Source organism: Streptomyces sp. NPDC005574, assembly GCF_040605435.1.
In the GTDB taxonomy this organism is placed as follows: Bacteria; Actinomycetota; Actinomycetes; order Streptomycetales; family Streptomycetaceae; genus Streptomyces.
Map to the genome: position 1 here is coordinate 15,453 of NZ_JBEXCW010000088.1, position 14,492 is coordinate 29,944.

Annotated in this window: 14 protein-coding genes and 1 tRNA gene; 5 read left to right on the forward strand and 10 right to left on the reverse strand. The window is 74.0% G+C overall.

Annotation, left to right across the window (positions count from 1 at the left end; all coding sequences use genetic code 11):
* Nucleotides 1-90 precede the first annotated feature (90 nt).
* Entirely contained in the window at nt 91-735 is a 645-nt protein-coding gene (locus ABZT03_RS34700) for a MerR family transcriptional regulator (RefSeq protein ID WP_356046842.1), read from the forward strand.
* A 115-nt stretch (nt 736-850) separates the two neighbouring features.
* On the opposite strand, the gene ABZT03_RS34705 is transcribed toward ABZT03_RS34700, so the two are convergent.
* The gene (locus ABZT03_RS34705; RefSeq protein WP_356046844.1) at nt 851-1,654 is read right to left on the reverse strand and encodes an exodeoxyribonuclease III; all 804 of its coding nucleotides are present in this window, start codon (nt 1,652-1,654) and stop codon (nt 851-853) included.
* 67 nt (nt 1,655-1,721) lie between these two features.
* On the opposite strand from ABZT03_RS34705, the gene ABZT03_RS34710 reads away from it, so the two are divergent.
* Nucleotides 1,722-2,198, forward strand: a complete 477-nt coding sequence (locus ABZT03_RS34710; RefSeq protein ID WP_356046846.1) for a GNAT family N-acetyltransferase — start codon at nt 1,722-1,724, stop codon at nt 2,196-2,198.
* Nucleotides 2,199-2,382: 184 nt separating this feature from the next.
* Here the strand turns inward: ABZT03_RS34710 and ABZT03_RS34715 are convergent, their stop codons facing one another.
* Nucleotides 2,383-3,051 (reverse strand): response regulator transcription factor, encoded by a 669-nt coding sequence (locus tag ABZT03_RS34715; protein ID WP_356046847.1) that lies wholly within the window; start codon nt 3,049-3,051, stop codon nt 2,383-2,385.
* Complete coding sequence (locus ABZT03_RS34720) at nt 3,015-4,298, reverse strand: sensor domain-containing protein (protein ID WP_356046849.1); 1,284 nt, start codon at nt 4,296-4,298, stop codon at nt 3,015-3,017. The genes ABZT03_RS34715 and ABZT03_RS34720 overlap by 37 nt, the downstream gene beginning before the upstream one ends.
* 338 nt (nt 4,299-4,636) lie before the next feature.
* Here ABZT03_RS34720 and ABZT03_RS34725 point away from each other — a divergent pair, with 338 nt between their 5' ends.
* Complete coding sequence (locus tag ABZT03_RS34725) at nt 4,637-5,437, forward strand: ABC transporter ATP-binding protein (RefSeq protein WP_356046863.1); 801 nt, start codon at nt 4,637-4,639, stop codon at nt 5,435-5,437.
* Nucleotides 5,431-7,908, forward strand: a complete 2,478-nt coding sequence (locus ABZT03_RS34730; protein ID WP_356046851.1) for an FtsX-like permease family protein — start codon at nt 5,431-5,433, stop codon at nt 7,906-7,908. Before ABZT03_RS34725 ends, ABZT03_RS34730 begins: the two co-directional genes overlap by 7 nt.
* A 6-nt stretch (nt 7,909-7,914) precedes the next feature.
* Here ABZT03_RS34730 and ABZT03_RS34735 read toward each other — a convergent pair.
* The 7 genes from ABZT03_RS34735 to galU all read right to left on the reverse strand — a co-directional run bounded on the left by ABZT03_RS34735 (nt 7,915) and on the right by galU (nt 13,649).
* Nucleotides 7,915-7,988, reverse strand: a tRNA-Ala gene (locus tag ABZT03_RS34735).
* Between the two features lie 92 nt (nt 7,989-8,080).
* Nucleotides 8,081-9,364: a gephyrin-like molybdotransferase receptor GlpR gene (gene glpR / locus ABZT03_RS34740; protein ID WP_356046852.1), complete on the reverse strand. Its 1,284-nt coding sequence runs from the start codon at nt 9,362-9,364 to the stop codon at nt 8,081-8,083.
* A gap of 172 nt (nt 9,365-9,536) precedes the next feature.
* Nucleotides 9,537-10,160 (reverse strand): GNAT family protein, encoded by a 624-nt coding sequence (locus ABZT03_RS34745; protein WP_356046854.1) that lies wholly within the window; start codon nt 10,158-10,160, stop codon nt 9,537-9,539.
* 20 nt (nt 10,161-10,180) lie between these two features.
* Complete coding sequence (locus ABZT03_RS34750; protein ID WP_356046855.1) at nt 10,181-10,696, reverse strand: MogA/MoaB family molybdenum cofactor biosynthesis protein; 516 nt, start codon at nt 10,694-10,696, stop codon at nt 10,181-10,183.
* Complete coding sequence (moaC, locus tag ABZT03_RS34755) at nt 10,693-11,205, reverse strand: cyclic pyranopterin monophosphate synthase MoaC (RefSeq protein ID WP_356046857.1); 513 nt, start codon at nt 11,203-11,205, stop codon at nt 10,693-10,695. Before moaC ends, ABZT03_RS34750 begins: the two co-directional genes overlap by 4 nt.
* A 213-nt stretch (nt 11,206-11,418) precedes the next feature.
* Nucleotides 11,419-12,741 (reverse strand): gephyrin-like molybdotransferase Glp, encoded by a 1,323-nt coding sequence (gene glp, locus ABZT03_RS34760; RefSeq protein ID WP_356046859.1) that lies wholly within the window; start codon nt 12,739-12,741, stop codon nt 11,419-11,421.
* Nucleotides 12,742-12,746: 5 nt separating this feature from the next.
* Nucleotides 12,747-13,649, reverse strand: a complete 903-nt coding sequence (galU, locus tag ABZT03_RS34765; RefSeq protein ID WP_356046861.1) for a UTP--glucose-1-phosphate uridylyltransferase GalU — start codon at nt 13,647-13,649, stop codon at nt 12,747-12,749.
* Between the two features lie 81 nt (nt 13,650-13,730).
* Here galU and ABZT03_RS34770 point away from each other — a divergent pair, with 81 nt between their 5' ends.
* Nucleotides 13,731-14,360 (forward strand): 5-formyltetrahydrofolate cyclo-ligase, encoded by a 630-nt coding sequence (locus ABZT03_RS34770; RefSeq protein WP_356046862.1) that lies wholly within the window; start codon nt 13,731-13,733, stop codon nt 14,358-14,360.
* Nucleotides 14,361-14,492 lie beyond the last annotated feature (132 nt).

The window sequence follows — 14,492 nt, forward strand, 5'->3', positions numbered from 1 at the left end:
CTGGCGCAATCGGACTGTAGAACAGCTCCGTACCGATGGGTAGGGGGCGGGCCCACGAAAGTTACCTTCGGTACGACATAGGGTGCGGACGTGGCAGACAAGCGCGAGTACCGAATGGAGGAGCTGGCCGGGGAGGCCGGCATCACGGTGCGCACCCTGCGCTTCTACCGCGAGCGCAAGCTGATCCAGCCGCCGCGCCGGGAGGGCCGTATCGCCTGGTACGACGACAGCCACCTGGCCCGTCTGCGCACCATCTCCGCCCTGCTGGAACGCGGCCACACCCTCAACGGCATCGCCGAACTCGCCGAGGCGTTCGACCACGGCCGCGACGTCGGCGACCTCCTCGGCGTCGGCGTCCCGACCGAGGAGGAACCGGTCCGCCTCACCCCCGAGGAACTCGCCGCCCGCTTCGAGGGCGAGGTCACCCCCGAGAACCTCGCCGCCGCCCTGGACCTCGGCTACCTCGGCACCGACGGCGACGAGATCGTCCACATCAGCCGGCGCCTGCTCGACGTCTCCTCGGCCCTGGTCCGCGAGGGCATCCCGCTCGCGGAGGTGCTGGCGGCGGGCGTCCGCGTCCGCGAACACGCCGACGCCCTCGCCGAACTCTTCGCCGACCTGATCCTGCGCCACGCGAGCGAGGAGGACCTGCCCCGCCTGCGCCCCCTGGCCCGCAGCGTGGTGGAGGCGGAACTCTCCCTGGCCCTGGACCGGAGGATGCGCGCGCAGCGGTGAACGGGCTCGACAGGGCCTCGGCAAGGGCGCCGGGCACGGTGCGACCGGCCACGGCGTGCCCGCGGCCCGCTGCGCGTCGGCCTTCGGGTGGAGCGCCCGGCCGGGGCCGCCGCGCTCAGAGGTCGTAGACGACCGTCACCGGCGCGTGGTCCGACCAGCGCTCGTCATGGGTGGCCGCCCGCTCGACGAAGCCCTTGACCGCCTTGGCGGCGAGACCGGGGGTGGAGACGTGCAGATCGATCCTCCACCCCGAGTCGTTGTCGAAGGCGCGCCCCCGGTAGGACCACCAGGTGTACGGCCCCTCCGCCTCGGGGTGCAGGGTGCGTACGACGTCGACGTAGCCGCCGTCCGCCGCGTCGAGGACCTGGGTCAGCCAGGCCCGCTCCTCCGGGAGGAAGCCGGACTTCTTCTGGTTGGCCCGCCAGTTCTTCAGGTCGGCCTGCCGGTGGGCGATGTTCCAGTCGCCGCAGACGACCACCTCGCGTCCGTCGGCGGCGGCGCGCACGCGCAGTTCCCTGAGATGGGTGAGGAACTCGGACATGAAGCGGAGCTTCTCGTCCTGGCGGTCGGTGCCGACCTCGCCGGAGGGCAGGTAGAGGGAGGCGACCGTCACACCGGGCAGGTCGGCCTCCAGGTAGCGGCCGCTGCCGTCGAACTCGGCGGAGCCGAATCCGGTCCGCACCCGGTCGGGTTCGCGGCGGGTGTACAGGGAGACGCCGGCGCGGCCCTTGGCGGCGGCGGGTGCGTGCGTGACGTGCCAGCCGTCGGGCGCGCGGACCTCGTCGGGCAGTTGGTGCGGCTCGGCGCGCACCTCCTGGAGGCAGAGCACGTCGGCGGAGGTGGCGGCGAGCCACTCCACGAAGCCCTTCTTCGCGGCGGCGCGCAGCCCGTTCACGTTGGCGGAGGTCACAGTGAGCACTCGGGCACGATACCGGCACACTGGACAGAGTCCCGTTCCACCATTGCATTGAAATACGGTAGGAAGAATGAACATTCGTCGCGTCGCGTTCGACCACCCCGACGCCGTCAAGCTGAACGACCAGGTCCAGGCGGAGTACCACGTGCGCTACGGCGACGGCGGCGACGCCACCGAGCTGGACCCGGCCGACTTCGGCCCGCCGAACGGCGTGTACCTGATCGCGTACGACGAGAGCGGCACCCCGCTGGCCACGGGCGGCTGGCGCACCCGGGACGCCAACGGCGAGGGCAACCTCGACGGGGACGCCGAGCTCAAGCGGATGTACGTCGTCGAGCGGGCCCGCGGCCTGGGTCTGGCCCGCCGCATCCTGGCCGAGCTGGAGGAGGACGCCCGCGGCCGCGGCCGCGTCCGGATGGTCCTGGAGACCGGCACGAAGCAGCCGGAGGCGATCGCCCTGTACTCCTCCACCGGCTACGAGCCGTGCGCCAAGTTCGGCTACTACCGCTTCCACGAGGACAGCCGCTGCTTCGCGAAGCGACTCTGAGCACGCTACTTCGAGCGGACGGCTCCGGGCGGGCGACACCGGGCGGGCGGCTTCGAGCGGGAGACACGGGGCGGGAGACGCCGAGCGGACGCGGCTTCAAGCGGGCGGCTCCGGGCACGCGGCTTCGAGCGGGCGGCTCCGGGCACGCGGCTCCGGGCGGCGGCCCGAGGACGCGGACCGTGGCTCAGGCCCGCAGGAAGGCGAGCACGGCGAGGACCCTGCGGTGGGTGTCGTCGGCCGGGGGCAGGTCCAGCTTGGTGAGGATGCCGCCGATGTGCTTGCCGACGGCCGCCTCGGAGACGACCAGGGTCCGGGCGATCGCGCCGTTCGACCGGCCCTCCGCGACCAGCGCGAGCACCTCCCGTTCGCGCGGGGTGAGCCGGGCCAGCGGGTCGCGGCGCCGGCGCAGCAACTGCCGTACGACCTCGGGGTCGACGACCGTGCCGCCGGCCGCGACCTCGCGCAGCGCGGCGACGAACTCCTCGACCTGGCCCACGCGGTCCTTGAGCAGGTAGCCGACGCCGGTTCCGTCGCCGGAGTCGAGGAGTTCGGCGGCGTAGGCCCGCTGCACGTACTGGCTGAGGACGAGCACCGGCAGTCCGGGCCGCTCCTCGCGCAGCCGCACCGCCGCGCGCAGGCCCTCGTCCTGGAAGCCGGGCGGCATGCGTACGTCGGTCACCACGGCGTCCGGTGCGAGGTCGGCGACGGCGGCGAGCAGCGCGTCCGCGTCACCGACGGCCGCCACGACCTCGTGCCCGAACCGGGTGAGGAGTCCGACCAGGCCCTCCCGCAGGAGCACGCTGTCCTCGGCGAGAACTAGGCGCAGGGGACGGTCTGTTCGCTCGGCCGGCAAGGGATCTCCACACGCAGCAGGGTCGGCCCGCCGGGCGGGCTGGACAGGGTGAGTGTGCCATCGAGGACGGCCACGCGGTCGGCGAGACCGGTCAGTCCGGTGCCGCCGCCGGGGTCCGCGCCGCCGACCCCGTCGTCGCCGATCACCAGGACCAGCCGACCGCCGTCGTGCTGCGCGCCGACCCGGGCGCGGGTCGCCGCGCTGTGCCGGGCCACGTTGGCCAGCGCCTCGCGGACGGCGAAGTACGCGGCGCTCTCGACGGACGGGGGGAGCCGCCCGGGCAGCCTCAGGTCGAGGTCGACGGGCACGGGGCTGCGGTCGGCGGCGTCCGCGACGGCGGCTTCGAGGCCGTAGTCGGTGAGGACCTCGGGGTGGATGCCGTGGATGAGTTCGCGCAGTTCCGCGAGGGCCCCGCCGGCCTCGTCGTGGGCCTTGGCGAGCTGGTCGGCGAGTGGTCCGGGCGGGGCGTCGAGGCGGGCCAGTCCGAGGGCCAGGGTGAGGGCGACGAGCCGTTGCTGCGCCCCGTCGTGCAGATCGCGTTCGATGCGCCGCCGCTCCGCCTCGAAGGCGTCCACCAACCGGGCCCGGGAGCGCACCAGTTCGGCGATCCGCTCGCCGTCCTTCGCGGTGAGCAGGATCCGGGTGAGGTCCCCGCGCGCCGCGGCCGCGGCCCCGAGGAGGTATCCGCCGGCCGCCAGGAGCAGTACGCCGAGCACGGCGACCGCGCAGGCGTCCGGCCAGGTGGTGACGGTCCACAGCTTGACGATCTTCGCCTCGCCGTCGACGGCGACCAGGGCCGGCGCGGCGGCCATGGTCGCCGGCAGGGCGAGGGCGAGCGCGACGGCAAGCGCGTCGAGGGGCCACAGCACCAGGGCGAACAGGGTCGCGTACGCCAGCTCCCGCCAGGTCAGGGCCTCCCGCAGCCGGGTGGACAGCCACGCCCCGAGGCCCGACCGGTCCGGTACCCGGTGCTGTCCGGCGGGCACCCCATGGGCCGCGACCAGACGCAGCCGCTGTCGCTCCACGGCGGCCACCGGGATGCCGGTCAGCGCGGTGAGCACCAGCAGCGGCAGACCGATCAGGGCCACGGCGAGCACGCCGCCGGCCAGGAATCCGCTCACGAGCACCACGAGGACGGCCGCCCCGAGCAGTCCCCCGCTCACCAGGAAGGCGACCGCGCGCCACGGCCAGGCCGACCCCAGGTACCCCCGCGCCCTCAGCGCCGCCCACATGCTCCGTGCCCGCATGGAGATCACCGTAGGAGCCGGGGCGGGGCGGGTGCCATCGGTGTGGCCGGAGTCTTCGGGGTATGCCTGGCCCTACCTCGACTCTCGCCCCTGCCGCACTGCTCGGTGCCCCGGTCGCACGGTTTCGTGGAGCCGACGGAACGGACGCCGACGGAACCGGACGACTGGGGGCGCGGAACACGATGAACCGGATGAGCCAACCGAATCAGCGGAAAAGACTGAAGCACCTGAATGGCCAGGGCTCGCGGGGCGCGGCTGGAGCGGAGGGGAAGGCGGGGGCGGAGGCGGCGGTGGGGGCGGAGGGGACGGTCGGAGCGGCTACGGCGGTGGCGGCGCGGGTGGGCGGCGACGCGATCGCGCTGGACTCCGTGAGCAGGTGGTTCAGGTCCGGTCGTGGCCGGGTGACCGCCCTGGACGGGGTCTCGCTGACCTTCGCCCGGGGTTCCTTCACGGCTGTCATGGGCCCGTCGGGTTCCGGCAAGTCGACCCTGCTCCAGTGCGCGGCCGGGCTCGACCGTCCGGACGCGGGCTCCGTCCGGCTCGGCGGTACGGAGCTGACGGAACTGGGCGAGCGGCGGCTGACGTTGCTGCGGCGCGAGCGGATCGGCTTCGTGTTCCAGGCGTACAACCTGCTGCCGTCGCTGACCGCGGCGCAGAACGTGGCGCTGCCGCTGCGGCTGGCCGGCCGGCGGCCCCCGAAGGACCGGGTGCGGGAGGCGCTGCGCCGGGTCGGCCTCGACGGCCGGGCCGGCCATCTTCCCGGCCGGCTGTCCGGCGGTGAGCAGCAGCGCGTCGCGCTGGCCCGGGCGCTGATCACCCGCCCCGAGGTGCTGTTCGGGGACGAGCCGACCGGGGCGCTCGACGCGGCGACGGGACGCGAAGTGCTGGCTCTGCTGCGGGACATGGCCGACACCGACGGCCGTACGGTCGTGATGGTGACGCACGATCCGGTGGCCGCGTCGTACACCGACCGTGTGGTCCTGCTCGTCGACGGCCGGGTGCACGGGGAGCTGGCGGGGGCGCCGGCCGGTGAGATCGCCGAGCGGACGGCGGGGTGGGGGACGGGCCGGACCTCACGTCCGTCCACCGCGCCGGACGCGAGAGCCTGCCCGAACTCGGCGGGGGAGCAGCCGTGTTGAGCATCGCTCTGTGCGGGTTGCGGTCCCGCTGGGTCACCTTCACCGGCAGCTTCCTCGCGCTGTCGCTGGGCGTCGCCCTGCTGGCGGTGATGGGCCTGGCTCTCGCCTCCACGCTCGACGCCCCGCCGCGCGGACCGGAGCGGTTCGCCGGGGCCCCGGTCGTCGTGCGGGGGCGGGACACCCTGCGCGTGGAGACGCCGAACGGCGTACGCACCCAGCGGCTGGCCCGTCCCCACGCCGTGCTGGAGCGGACGGTCGCCGTGCTGCGGCACCTCGGCGAGGTCACCCTGGACCGCTCCTTCGCGGTTCGGGCCGAGGGCGGGCCGGACGGTCTGGTGGGCCACCCCTGGCCGACCGCCGCGTTCGCCCGGTACGAGCTGAGCGCCGGGCGGGCGCCCCGGGCCGCCGGAGAGGTGGCGGTCACCGGCGACTGGACGGCGGTGGGCCGGCGGGTGCGGACCGACTCCGGCACCGTGCGGGTGGTCGGCACGCTGCGCGGCCCGGACTTCGAGGACGCCGTCTTCTTCACCGACCACCGAGCCGCCCGACTGGCTCCCATCAGCCGGCAGTTGGTGGTGGACGCGGACGCCTCGACCGTACGGCGGGTGGTGGGTGGCCGGGCCGAGGTCCTCACCGGCGGCGCACGGCGCCTCGCGGACGCCGATCCCGACCGGGAGGCCGAGGAACTCACCGCGCTGAACGCCCTGTTCGGCACGGCGGGCGGAGTCTCGGGGTTCGTGTCGGTGTTCGTGGTGGCGTCCACCTCCGCGTTCGTGGTGGCCCGCCGGCGCCGTGAGTTCGGCTTGCTGCGAACGGCGGGCGCGACCCCGGGTCAGATCCGCCGGACCGTCCTCACGGAGGCGCTGGTCGTCGGTGTCCTCGCCTCGGCGGCGGGCTGCGCCCTCGGCGGGTGGGCCGCCCCGCATCTCGCCGCGCGGGTCGTCGACGAGGGTCTGGCACCGGCCTGGTTCACCATCCGCGACCACGTATGGCCGTACCAAGTGGCTTTCTGGACCGGTCTGTTCGTGGCGTCGGCGGGGGCGGCCGCCGCGTCCTGGCGGGCCGGCCGGACCAGGCCCGCCGAGGCGCTGCGCGAGGCGTCCGCCGACAGCGGGACCCTTACCCGGGGACGCCTGCTGTGCGGCGCGGCCCTGCTCGCGGTGGCGGCCGTCACCCTCGCCCTGACGCTGCTGAGCGAACCGGGCGAGCTGCTGCACCGCAAGTCGTACGTCAGCCGTCCGATGCTGCTGATCTCCGCGGCCGCCCTGCTCTCCCCCGCCCTGGTCCGCCCGCTGACGCGGCTGATCACCTGGCTGCCGGCGCGGCTGCCGGGCGCCGGCGGCATGCTGGTCCGCGCGGGCGCGGGCACGCACCGCACGGCCGCCGTGGCGGCTCCGGTGCTGGTCACGGTCGCTCTGACCGGTTCACTGCTGGGCGCCGGTGCCACCTTGGGCGCGGCGAGGTCGGCCGAGCTGGACCGGCGCACGACGGCCGACCTCGTGGTGACGGCGGCGGCCGGCTCGGACGGCTTCGACGCGGCGACCGTACGGCGCCTGCGCGCGGTGCCCGGCGCCGAGGCCGCCGCGAGCGCGACGAGCACGGTCCACGTCCTGGAGGACGGAGTCGCTCTCGTCAGGTCCGAGGCCCACGCGGTGGATCCCCGGGGGCTCGCGGCCACCGTACGGCTGCCGGTGACGTCCGGGCGGATCGCTGCCCTGGACGACGACTCGATCGTCGTCAACGAGGAGTGGGCCGCCCACCGTGTCGGGCAGCGGGTGACGGTGTGGCTGGGCGACGGCACCCGGAGGTCGCTGCGGATCGCCGCGGTGCTGTCCACCGGGACCGGCGACAACGGGGTGTACGTCACCCCGGCCAACGCGGGCGGTGCGCCCGTCGACCGCGTGGACGTGAAGGTGACGGCGGCGGGCGACACGGACGCGGTGGCTGCGGAGGTACGGAGAGCGCTGCGGACACCGGCCCGGGTCCTCACGCGCGAGGAGTGGATCAGGGCGGCGACCCCCCGGACCGGCTCCGCGAGCCGCCTCGGGCTCTTCCTCGTCCTCGGCATCGCCCTCCTCTACACGGGCATCTCCCTCGCCACCACCCAGGTCATGGCGACCACCGGCCGGAGACGGGAACTGCGGACACTGCGGCTCGCGGGCGCGACCGGCGGGCAGGTGCTGCGCCTGGTCGCGGCGGAGGCGATCGCGGTGGTGGCGGTCGGCGCCATGCTGGGCATCCTGGTGGCCGGGCTCCAACTGCTCGGCCTGTGGGGCGCGCTGGACCTGCTGGGCGCGCGGTCGGCGGTGCGGATGCCGTGGGCCGAGACTGCATCGACGGCGGGGGCGTGCGCGGTGCTCACGGTGGTCCCGGCGGTGGGGGCGGCGGGCCTGGCACTACGGCACCGGAAGGGGCCGGAAGGGGGTAGACATGTCAAAGCCCCGGTCGGGATAACCCGACCGGGGCTTTGAGCTGCGTGGACCTGAGGGGATTCGAACCCCTGGCCCCCTCGATGCGAACGAGGTGCGCTACCGGACTGCGCCACAGGCCCTTGCAACGAGTGAAACTCTAGCATCCCGGTCCTGATGCTCGGAAATCCGTTCCTGGCTGGTCATGACCGGGGCCCGGCCCCCCGCCGGGCGTCTACTCGTTGGCGGCCCGGGGCCGCTCGCCGTCCTCGTACTGGTCGAAGAGCGGCGTGCGTCCGCGCTCCCGCGCACGGCGTGCGGACGCGGCACGACGGGCGTCGCTCCGCTCGTCGGGCGCGGTCGCGTCCTCCTCGTCGGACGAGGCCTCCCCCGCCGCGCCGGCCCGCGCACCGGACTCCGCCTCGTGCTCCGACGGCACGGAACTGGACCGCGCCGAGCTCCAGGCGTCCGGCGCGCCCAGGTCGACGTCGCTGGTGGCACGCGGGGCGACCGGCGCGGTCACGTACGTCGGCAGGGGCACCGGCACCGGCTCCCAGCTGTCGCCGTGTCCCGGCCGCCGCTGGCGCTCACGCTGCTGGTCGACCCACTCGGCGTGGTCGGTCTGCTCGACCAGCGCCCGCCGGTCCGCGGCGAGCGCCGACAGCCCGGAGTCGGCCTCGGGCTCGGGGCCGTCCTCCGACTCGACCGACTCGGTGCCGGTGTCCACCGCGGCCCGCCGGCGCGGCTGGCGGGCGCGCTCGCGCAGCCGCTGCGCGGCGACCTCCGCCTGGCGCCGGTCCATCTGGTAGGCGAAACGGCGGTGTTCCTGCGTGCGGAGGTAGGCGATGTAGCCGCTGAGGAGCACGGCGGGCACGCCGGGCGCCCACAGGAACGCGAGTCCTCCGACGGCGGCGACGATCGCGCCGAGGGTGAAGGCGATGAAGAGCATCACCGTGGTGCGTCGGCGGCGCGCGAGCACCTTCGTGCGCCGGGCGCGCGCTGCGGCCGCCTCGGCTCCGGCGTCCGACGGGGCGCGCCGTGCGGCCGGGACACGCTTACGGGCCCGTGCGGCGTCCGGTCCGGCCGCGGACGCCGGTGCGCGCCCCGGTTCCCGGCCCTGCTCGCGAACCGTTTCCCGCGCGGGTTCCCTTACCTGTTCTCTGACCTGCTCGCGCGCCGGTTCACGGGCCGCTTCCGCCCGGCCGGTGGCCTTGGGCTGCGGGCCGGCCTGGGACTGCGGGCGGGCCGGAGGCATGGCGAAGGCCCGGACGTCCACCGAATCGGTGGGCGGTTCCGGCTCCACGGCGCTGGGCTCCGCCTCGTCGGTGGAGCGCGCCCGCCGGTCCTTGGCGTATCGGCGCTCCATACCGGCCCGTCCGGACAGCAACCGGATGGCTGTACTGAAGCGTTCCGTCGGACGGGCCTCGTTCAGCTCGTCCTGCCTACGGAGCCACATCGGCACCAAGTAGGCGGCCCAGGCCCCGACAATGACTGCGTAGATGAGGCCGCTGCTGCTCACGCCTCACACGGTAGAGGGATTTGTGTGAGGCCATCCGCCAATTGAGCCGGTGTGTCGCACGATCTGGCTGATATTTCGAGCTTTTTTTGTGACCGATGCGATCAACAGGCCGCCCAGGACGCGAATTCCATGCCCCAAGGCGGTCATCCGGCGATCATTTTCGAACACTTATTCAATTTCCCGGGCGGGACGTGTCGTGCGGGGTGTTCTGCGAGCGTGCCCGCTGCCAGCGCCGCAGCAACCCGTCCGGCACCTCCTCCGCGGTGAGCGCGAAGACGAGGTGGTCGCGCCAGGCACCGTCGATGTGGAGATAACGCGGCCTGAGCCCCTCGTCACGGAATCCGAGTTTCTCCACGACCCGGCGGCTGGGCGTGTTCTCCGGGCGAATGCAGACCTCGACGCGGTGCAGGCCCACGGTCCGGAAACAGTGGTCGACCACGAGCGCCACGGCGGTCGGCATCACCCCGCGGCCGGCCACCGACTGGTCCACCCAGTAGCCGACGTGCCCCGAGCACATCGAGCCCCAGGTGATGCCTGCGACCGTCAACTGCCCGACCAGCCGCCCCCGGTACTCGATGACGAACGGCAGCATCCGCCCCGCGTTCGCCTCGGCCCGCAGGTGCCTGACCATCTGGCGGTACGTCGGCCGGTGCGCGATGGGCCCGCTCGGCGTGGGCGGCGGGATGGTCGCCTCCCAGGGGCGCAGCCAGTCCCGGTTGCGCCGGTTGACCTCGCGCCACACCCGCTGGTCACGCGCCCTTATCGGCCGCAGGACGACGTCGCCGTCCGCGAGCACGACGGGCCACGATGGGCTGTTCAGCTCGCACCCCCGTGACCGGCGTCGGGTCTGGGGTGGTCCCCGCCGCGGATCTGGGCGACGGCGTGCGCCAGCAGGGGCTCCAGGACGGTGAGTCCGTCCTTCACCCCGCCGGTGGAGCCCGGCAGGTTGACGATCAGCGTCCGCCCGGCCACTCCGGCGAGTCCGCGGGAGAGCGCCGCGGTCGGCACCTTGTCCCGTCCGTACGCCCTGATGGCCTCGGCGATGCCCGGGACCTCCTGGTCGATCACCTCGCGGGTCGCCTCGGGGGTGCGGTCGGTGGGGGAGATCCCGGTGCCGCCGGTGGTGACCACGACGTCGTAGCCGGCCTCCACGCCGGCCCGCAGGGCGGCCGCCACGGGGTCGCCGTCGGGGACGACCCGCACCCCGTCGACCTGGAACCCGAGGCTTTCGAGGCCCGCGGCGACGAGCGGCCCGCCCCTGTCCTCGTACACCCCGGCGGCGGCGCGATTGGAGGCGGTCACGACCAGCGCGCGGTAGGGCCCGGCGCTCATGTCCGGCTCCAGTCGCCCGACTTGCCGCCCGTCTTCTCCTCCACCCGAACGTCCGTGATGACCGCTCCCTTGTCGACCGCCTTGACCATGTCGATCACCGTGAGCGCGGCGACGGAGACCGCGGTGAGGGCCTCCATCTCGACACCCGTGCGGTCCGTCGTGCGGACCGTGGCGAGGATCTCCACGGCGTCGTCGGCGACCGCCAGATCCAGTTTCACACCCGACACCGACAACGGGTGGCACAGCGGGATCAGATCCGGGGTGCGCTTGGCGCCCATGATGCCCGCGATCCGCGCGGTGGCCAGGGCGTCACCCTTGGGGACGCCCTCACCGCGCAGCAGCTCGACCACGCGGGGCGAGACCAGGACGCGTCCACTGGCGCGGGCGGTGCGCGCGGTGACGTCCTTCCCCGAGACGTCGACCATGCGGGCGGCGCCCGCCTCGTCGATGTGGGTCAGTCGGTCCTGCACGTCTGGTCCGGGGGTGTCCCCCCGGGAAGGCACGGTCATGGTGTGTGGCGCTCCCGGTTGCGGGCCCGCCGCGGTGCGGTGCGCGGGCCTGTTGTGCGCGCCACGGTACCTCCAACCCGGCGCCTTCAGCGGAGGAGGTCCCCGGGGATCTCCCGCGCCCCGTGGACCGGGGACCGCCGCCGGAGCGGGGCCTTCCCGCGCTCCCGGCGGAGCGGCACGCGCGCGGGGTGTGCCCCGGACGGCGCGCGCGCCTCAGCCGAGCAGGATGACCTCGACCTCGGTGCCGGGCTCGACGGTCTCGACGTCCTCGGGGACGACGATCAGCGCGTCGGCGTGCGCGAGGGCCGCGACCAGGTGGGAGCCGGCGCCGCCGACCGGGCGCACCGTGCCGTCGGTGTGCGTGCCGCGCAGGAACTGCCGGCGCCCCTTCGGGGAGGTCAGTGCCTTGTCCGCGGTCAGCGTCGCCCGCACGGACGCCCGGTGCACGTCGGCGAGTCCCATGAGGGTGCGGATGGCGGGGCGCACGAACAGCTCGAAGGAGACGTACGACGACACCGGGTTTCCGGGGAGGGCCAGCAGCGGCGTGTGGTCCGGGCCGATCGTGCCGAAGCCCTGCGGCTTGCCCGGCTGCATGGCGAGCCGGCGGAAGTCGACTCCTCCGCCCGCCTCGTCCTCGTCGCCGGTGGAGGCGAGTGCCTCCTTGACGACGTCGTACGCGCCGACGCTCACACCGCCCGTGGTGACCACGAGGTCGGCCCGGACGAGCTGGTCGTCGATGGTGGACCGGAGCGTCTCGGCGTCGTCGGCGACGGCACCGACGCGGTAGGCGATGGCGCCGGCGTCACGGGCGGCGGCGGTGAGGGCGAAGCTGTTGGAGTCGTAGATCTGGCCGCTGCCCAGTTCCTCGCCGGGCGGCAGGAGTTCACTGCCGGTGGACATGACGACCACGCGCGGACGCGGGCGGACACGGGCGGTGCCGCGGCCGATCGCCGCGAGCAGGGCGATCTGCGGCGGGCCGAGGACGGTACCGGCCTCCAGGGCGCGGTCGCCGGCCCTCACGTCGCTGCCCTGCGCGCGCACGTGCGCGCGGTCTTCGGCCGGCCGGTACACGTGGACGTGTCCGGCGGCGCCCTCGGGCGCCAGGCTTCGGGCCCGCATCCCGGTGACGGGGCCCTCGCCGAGGCCCCCGTCGGTCCACTCCACGGGGACGACGGCCTCGGCGCCGGGCGGCAGCGGGGCGCCGGTCATGATGCGGGCGCTCTGGCCGGGCCCGACGTGGAGCAGCTGCGACTCGCCCGCCGCGACGTCCCCGACGACCTCCAGGACGGCGGGGAACTCCCCGCTCGCGCCCGCGACGTCCGCCACGCGCACCGCGTACCCGTCCATCGAGCTGTTGTCGAACGGCGGCAGGGACACCGGCACGGTGACGTCCTCCACCAGGACACAGCCCTGGGCGTCGAGCAGTTGCAGCTCGATGGGGTCCAGGGGGCGGACGGTGGCGAGGATGTCCTCCAGGTGTTCGTCCACCGACCACAGGTGGTGCTGGCCGGTGGTGCGGGGCGCGGCGCTGCTCAACGTGGCTACATCTCCTCGGCTACGTAACTGCGAAGCCAGGCGCGGAAGTCCGGGCCCAGGTCTTCACGTTCGCATGCGAGTCTGACAATGGCACGCAGGTAGTCGCCACGGTCGCCGGTGTCATAGCGGCGGCCCTTGAAGACGACGCCGTGCACGGGGCCGCCAACCTTCTCGTCCTCGGCGAGCTGCTGGAGGGCGTCGGTGAGCTGGATCTCGCCGCCGCGGCCGGGCTCGGTGGTGCGCAGTATCCCGAAGACGGCCGGGTCCAGGACGTAGCGGCCGATGATCGCGTAGTTCGACGGGGCGTCCGCCGCGTCCGGCTTCTCGACCAGGCCGGTCACCTTGACGACGTCGCCGTCCTCGGTGGGTTCGACGGCCGCGCTTCCGTAGAGGTGGATCTGCTCCGGCGCGACCTCCATGAGGGCGACGACGCTGCCGCCGCGCTGCTCCCGCACCTCGACCATGCGCGCGAGCAGCGGGTCGCGCGGGTCGATCAGGTCGTCGCCGAGCAGGACGGCGAAGGGCTCGTGGCCGACGTGCGGAGCCGCGCACAGGACTGCGTGACCCAGACCTCTGGGGTCGCCCTGCCGGACGTAGTGCATGGTCGCCAGGTCGCTGGACTCCTGGACCTTGGCGAGGCGTTTCGCGTCACCCTTCTTCTGGAGGGCGGACTCCAGTTCGTAGTTGCGGTCGAAGTGGTCCTCCAGGGGGCGCTTGTTGCGGCCCGTGATCATGAGGACGTCGTCGAGGCCGGCGGACACGGCTTCTTCGACCACGTACTGGATCGCCGGCTTGTCCACGACCGGCAGCATCTCCTTGGGAGTGGCCTTGGTGGCCGGCAGGAACCGGGTGCCGAGGCCTGCTGCGGGGATGACAGCCTTGCTGATCCTGGTGTGCGACTGGGTCATGCGCGCAACCTTATCCGGTGCGTTTGCAAGGAATCTGCAGGTCCGGTTAATTATCTGTCATATGAACATATTGGACAGGGTATGGGAGCGAAGGTGACCGACACCGGACGTCCGGCCGAGCCTGACAAGCGAATGTTGCGGCGGGAGTTCCTCACGGTGAGGAACAGGTTGACGGGGGATGTCGTGCGCGAGACGGCCACCGCGCTGGCCGCGCGGGCGCTGGAACTGCCCGAACTCGCGCGGGCGCGCACGGTGGCGGCGTACGTCTCCGTGGGGAGCGAGCCCGGGACCCTCACGCTGCTGGACGCGCTGCGCGCCCGGGGCGTGCGCGTCCTGCTGCCCGCCCTGCTGCCCGACAACGACCTCGACTGGGGCGCGTACGCCGGGGAGGGCTCCCTCGCGCGCGTGCGGCACGGCGGGCGGATGACCCTCTTCGAGCCGGCCGGCGAGCGGCTCGGCCCGGAGGCCGTGTCCGCCGCCGACGTGGTCCTGCTGCCCGGCCTCGCGGTCGACGCGCGCGGCATGCGCCTGGGACGCGGCGGGGGATCCTACGACCGCGTCCTCGCCCGCCTGGAACGCGCGCACGCCCGGCCCGCCCTCGTGGTGCTGCTGTACGACGAGGAGGTGGTCGCAAGCGTCCCGACCGAGCCGCACGACCGGGCGGTGCACGCGGTGGTGACACCGTCCGGCGTGCGCCGTTTCGACGTCTGACGCGCCGGGCGCCGGGCGCCGTAAGGGTGCCGGGACGCCAGACGCCTTCCGGTGACGTGTTGGTGGCGTCCGCACTGGCCGCGGCGACGACGGTGACGGTCTCCGTCGCGGTGACCGGGGTGGCGCTCTTGA

Bases quoted from the DNA above. Each gene is read 5' to 3' on its own strand.
- ABZT03_RS34710 (WP_356046846.1), top strand. From the start codon at position 1,722: ATGAACATTCGTCGCGTCGCGTTCGACCACCCCGACGCCGTCAAGCTG.
- ABZT03_RS34720 (WP_356046849.1), bottom strand. From the start codon at position 4,298: ATGCGGGCACGGAGCATGTGGGCGGCGCTGAGGGCGCGGGGGTACCTG.
- ABZT03_RS34750 (WP_356046855.1), bottom strand. From the start codon at position 10,696: ATGAGCGCCGGGCCCTACCGCGCGCTGGTCGTGACCGCCTCCAATCGC.
- moaC (WP_356046857.1), bottom strand. From the start codon at position 11,205: ATGACCGTGCCTTCCCGGGGGGACACCCCCGGACCAGACGTGCAGGAC.
- galU (WP_356046861.1), bottom strand. From the start codon at position 13,649: ATGACCCAGTCGCACACCAGGATCAGCAAGGCTGTCATCCCCGCAGCA.
- ABZT03_RS34770 (WP_356046862.1), top strand. From the start codon at position 13,731: ATGGGAGCGAAGGTGACCGACACCGGACGTCCGGCCGAGCCTGACAAG.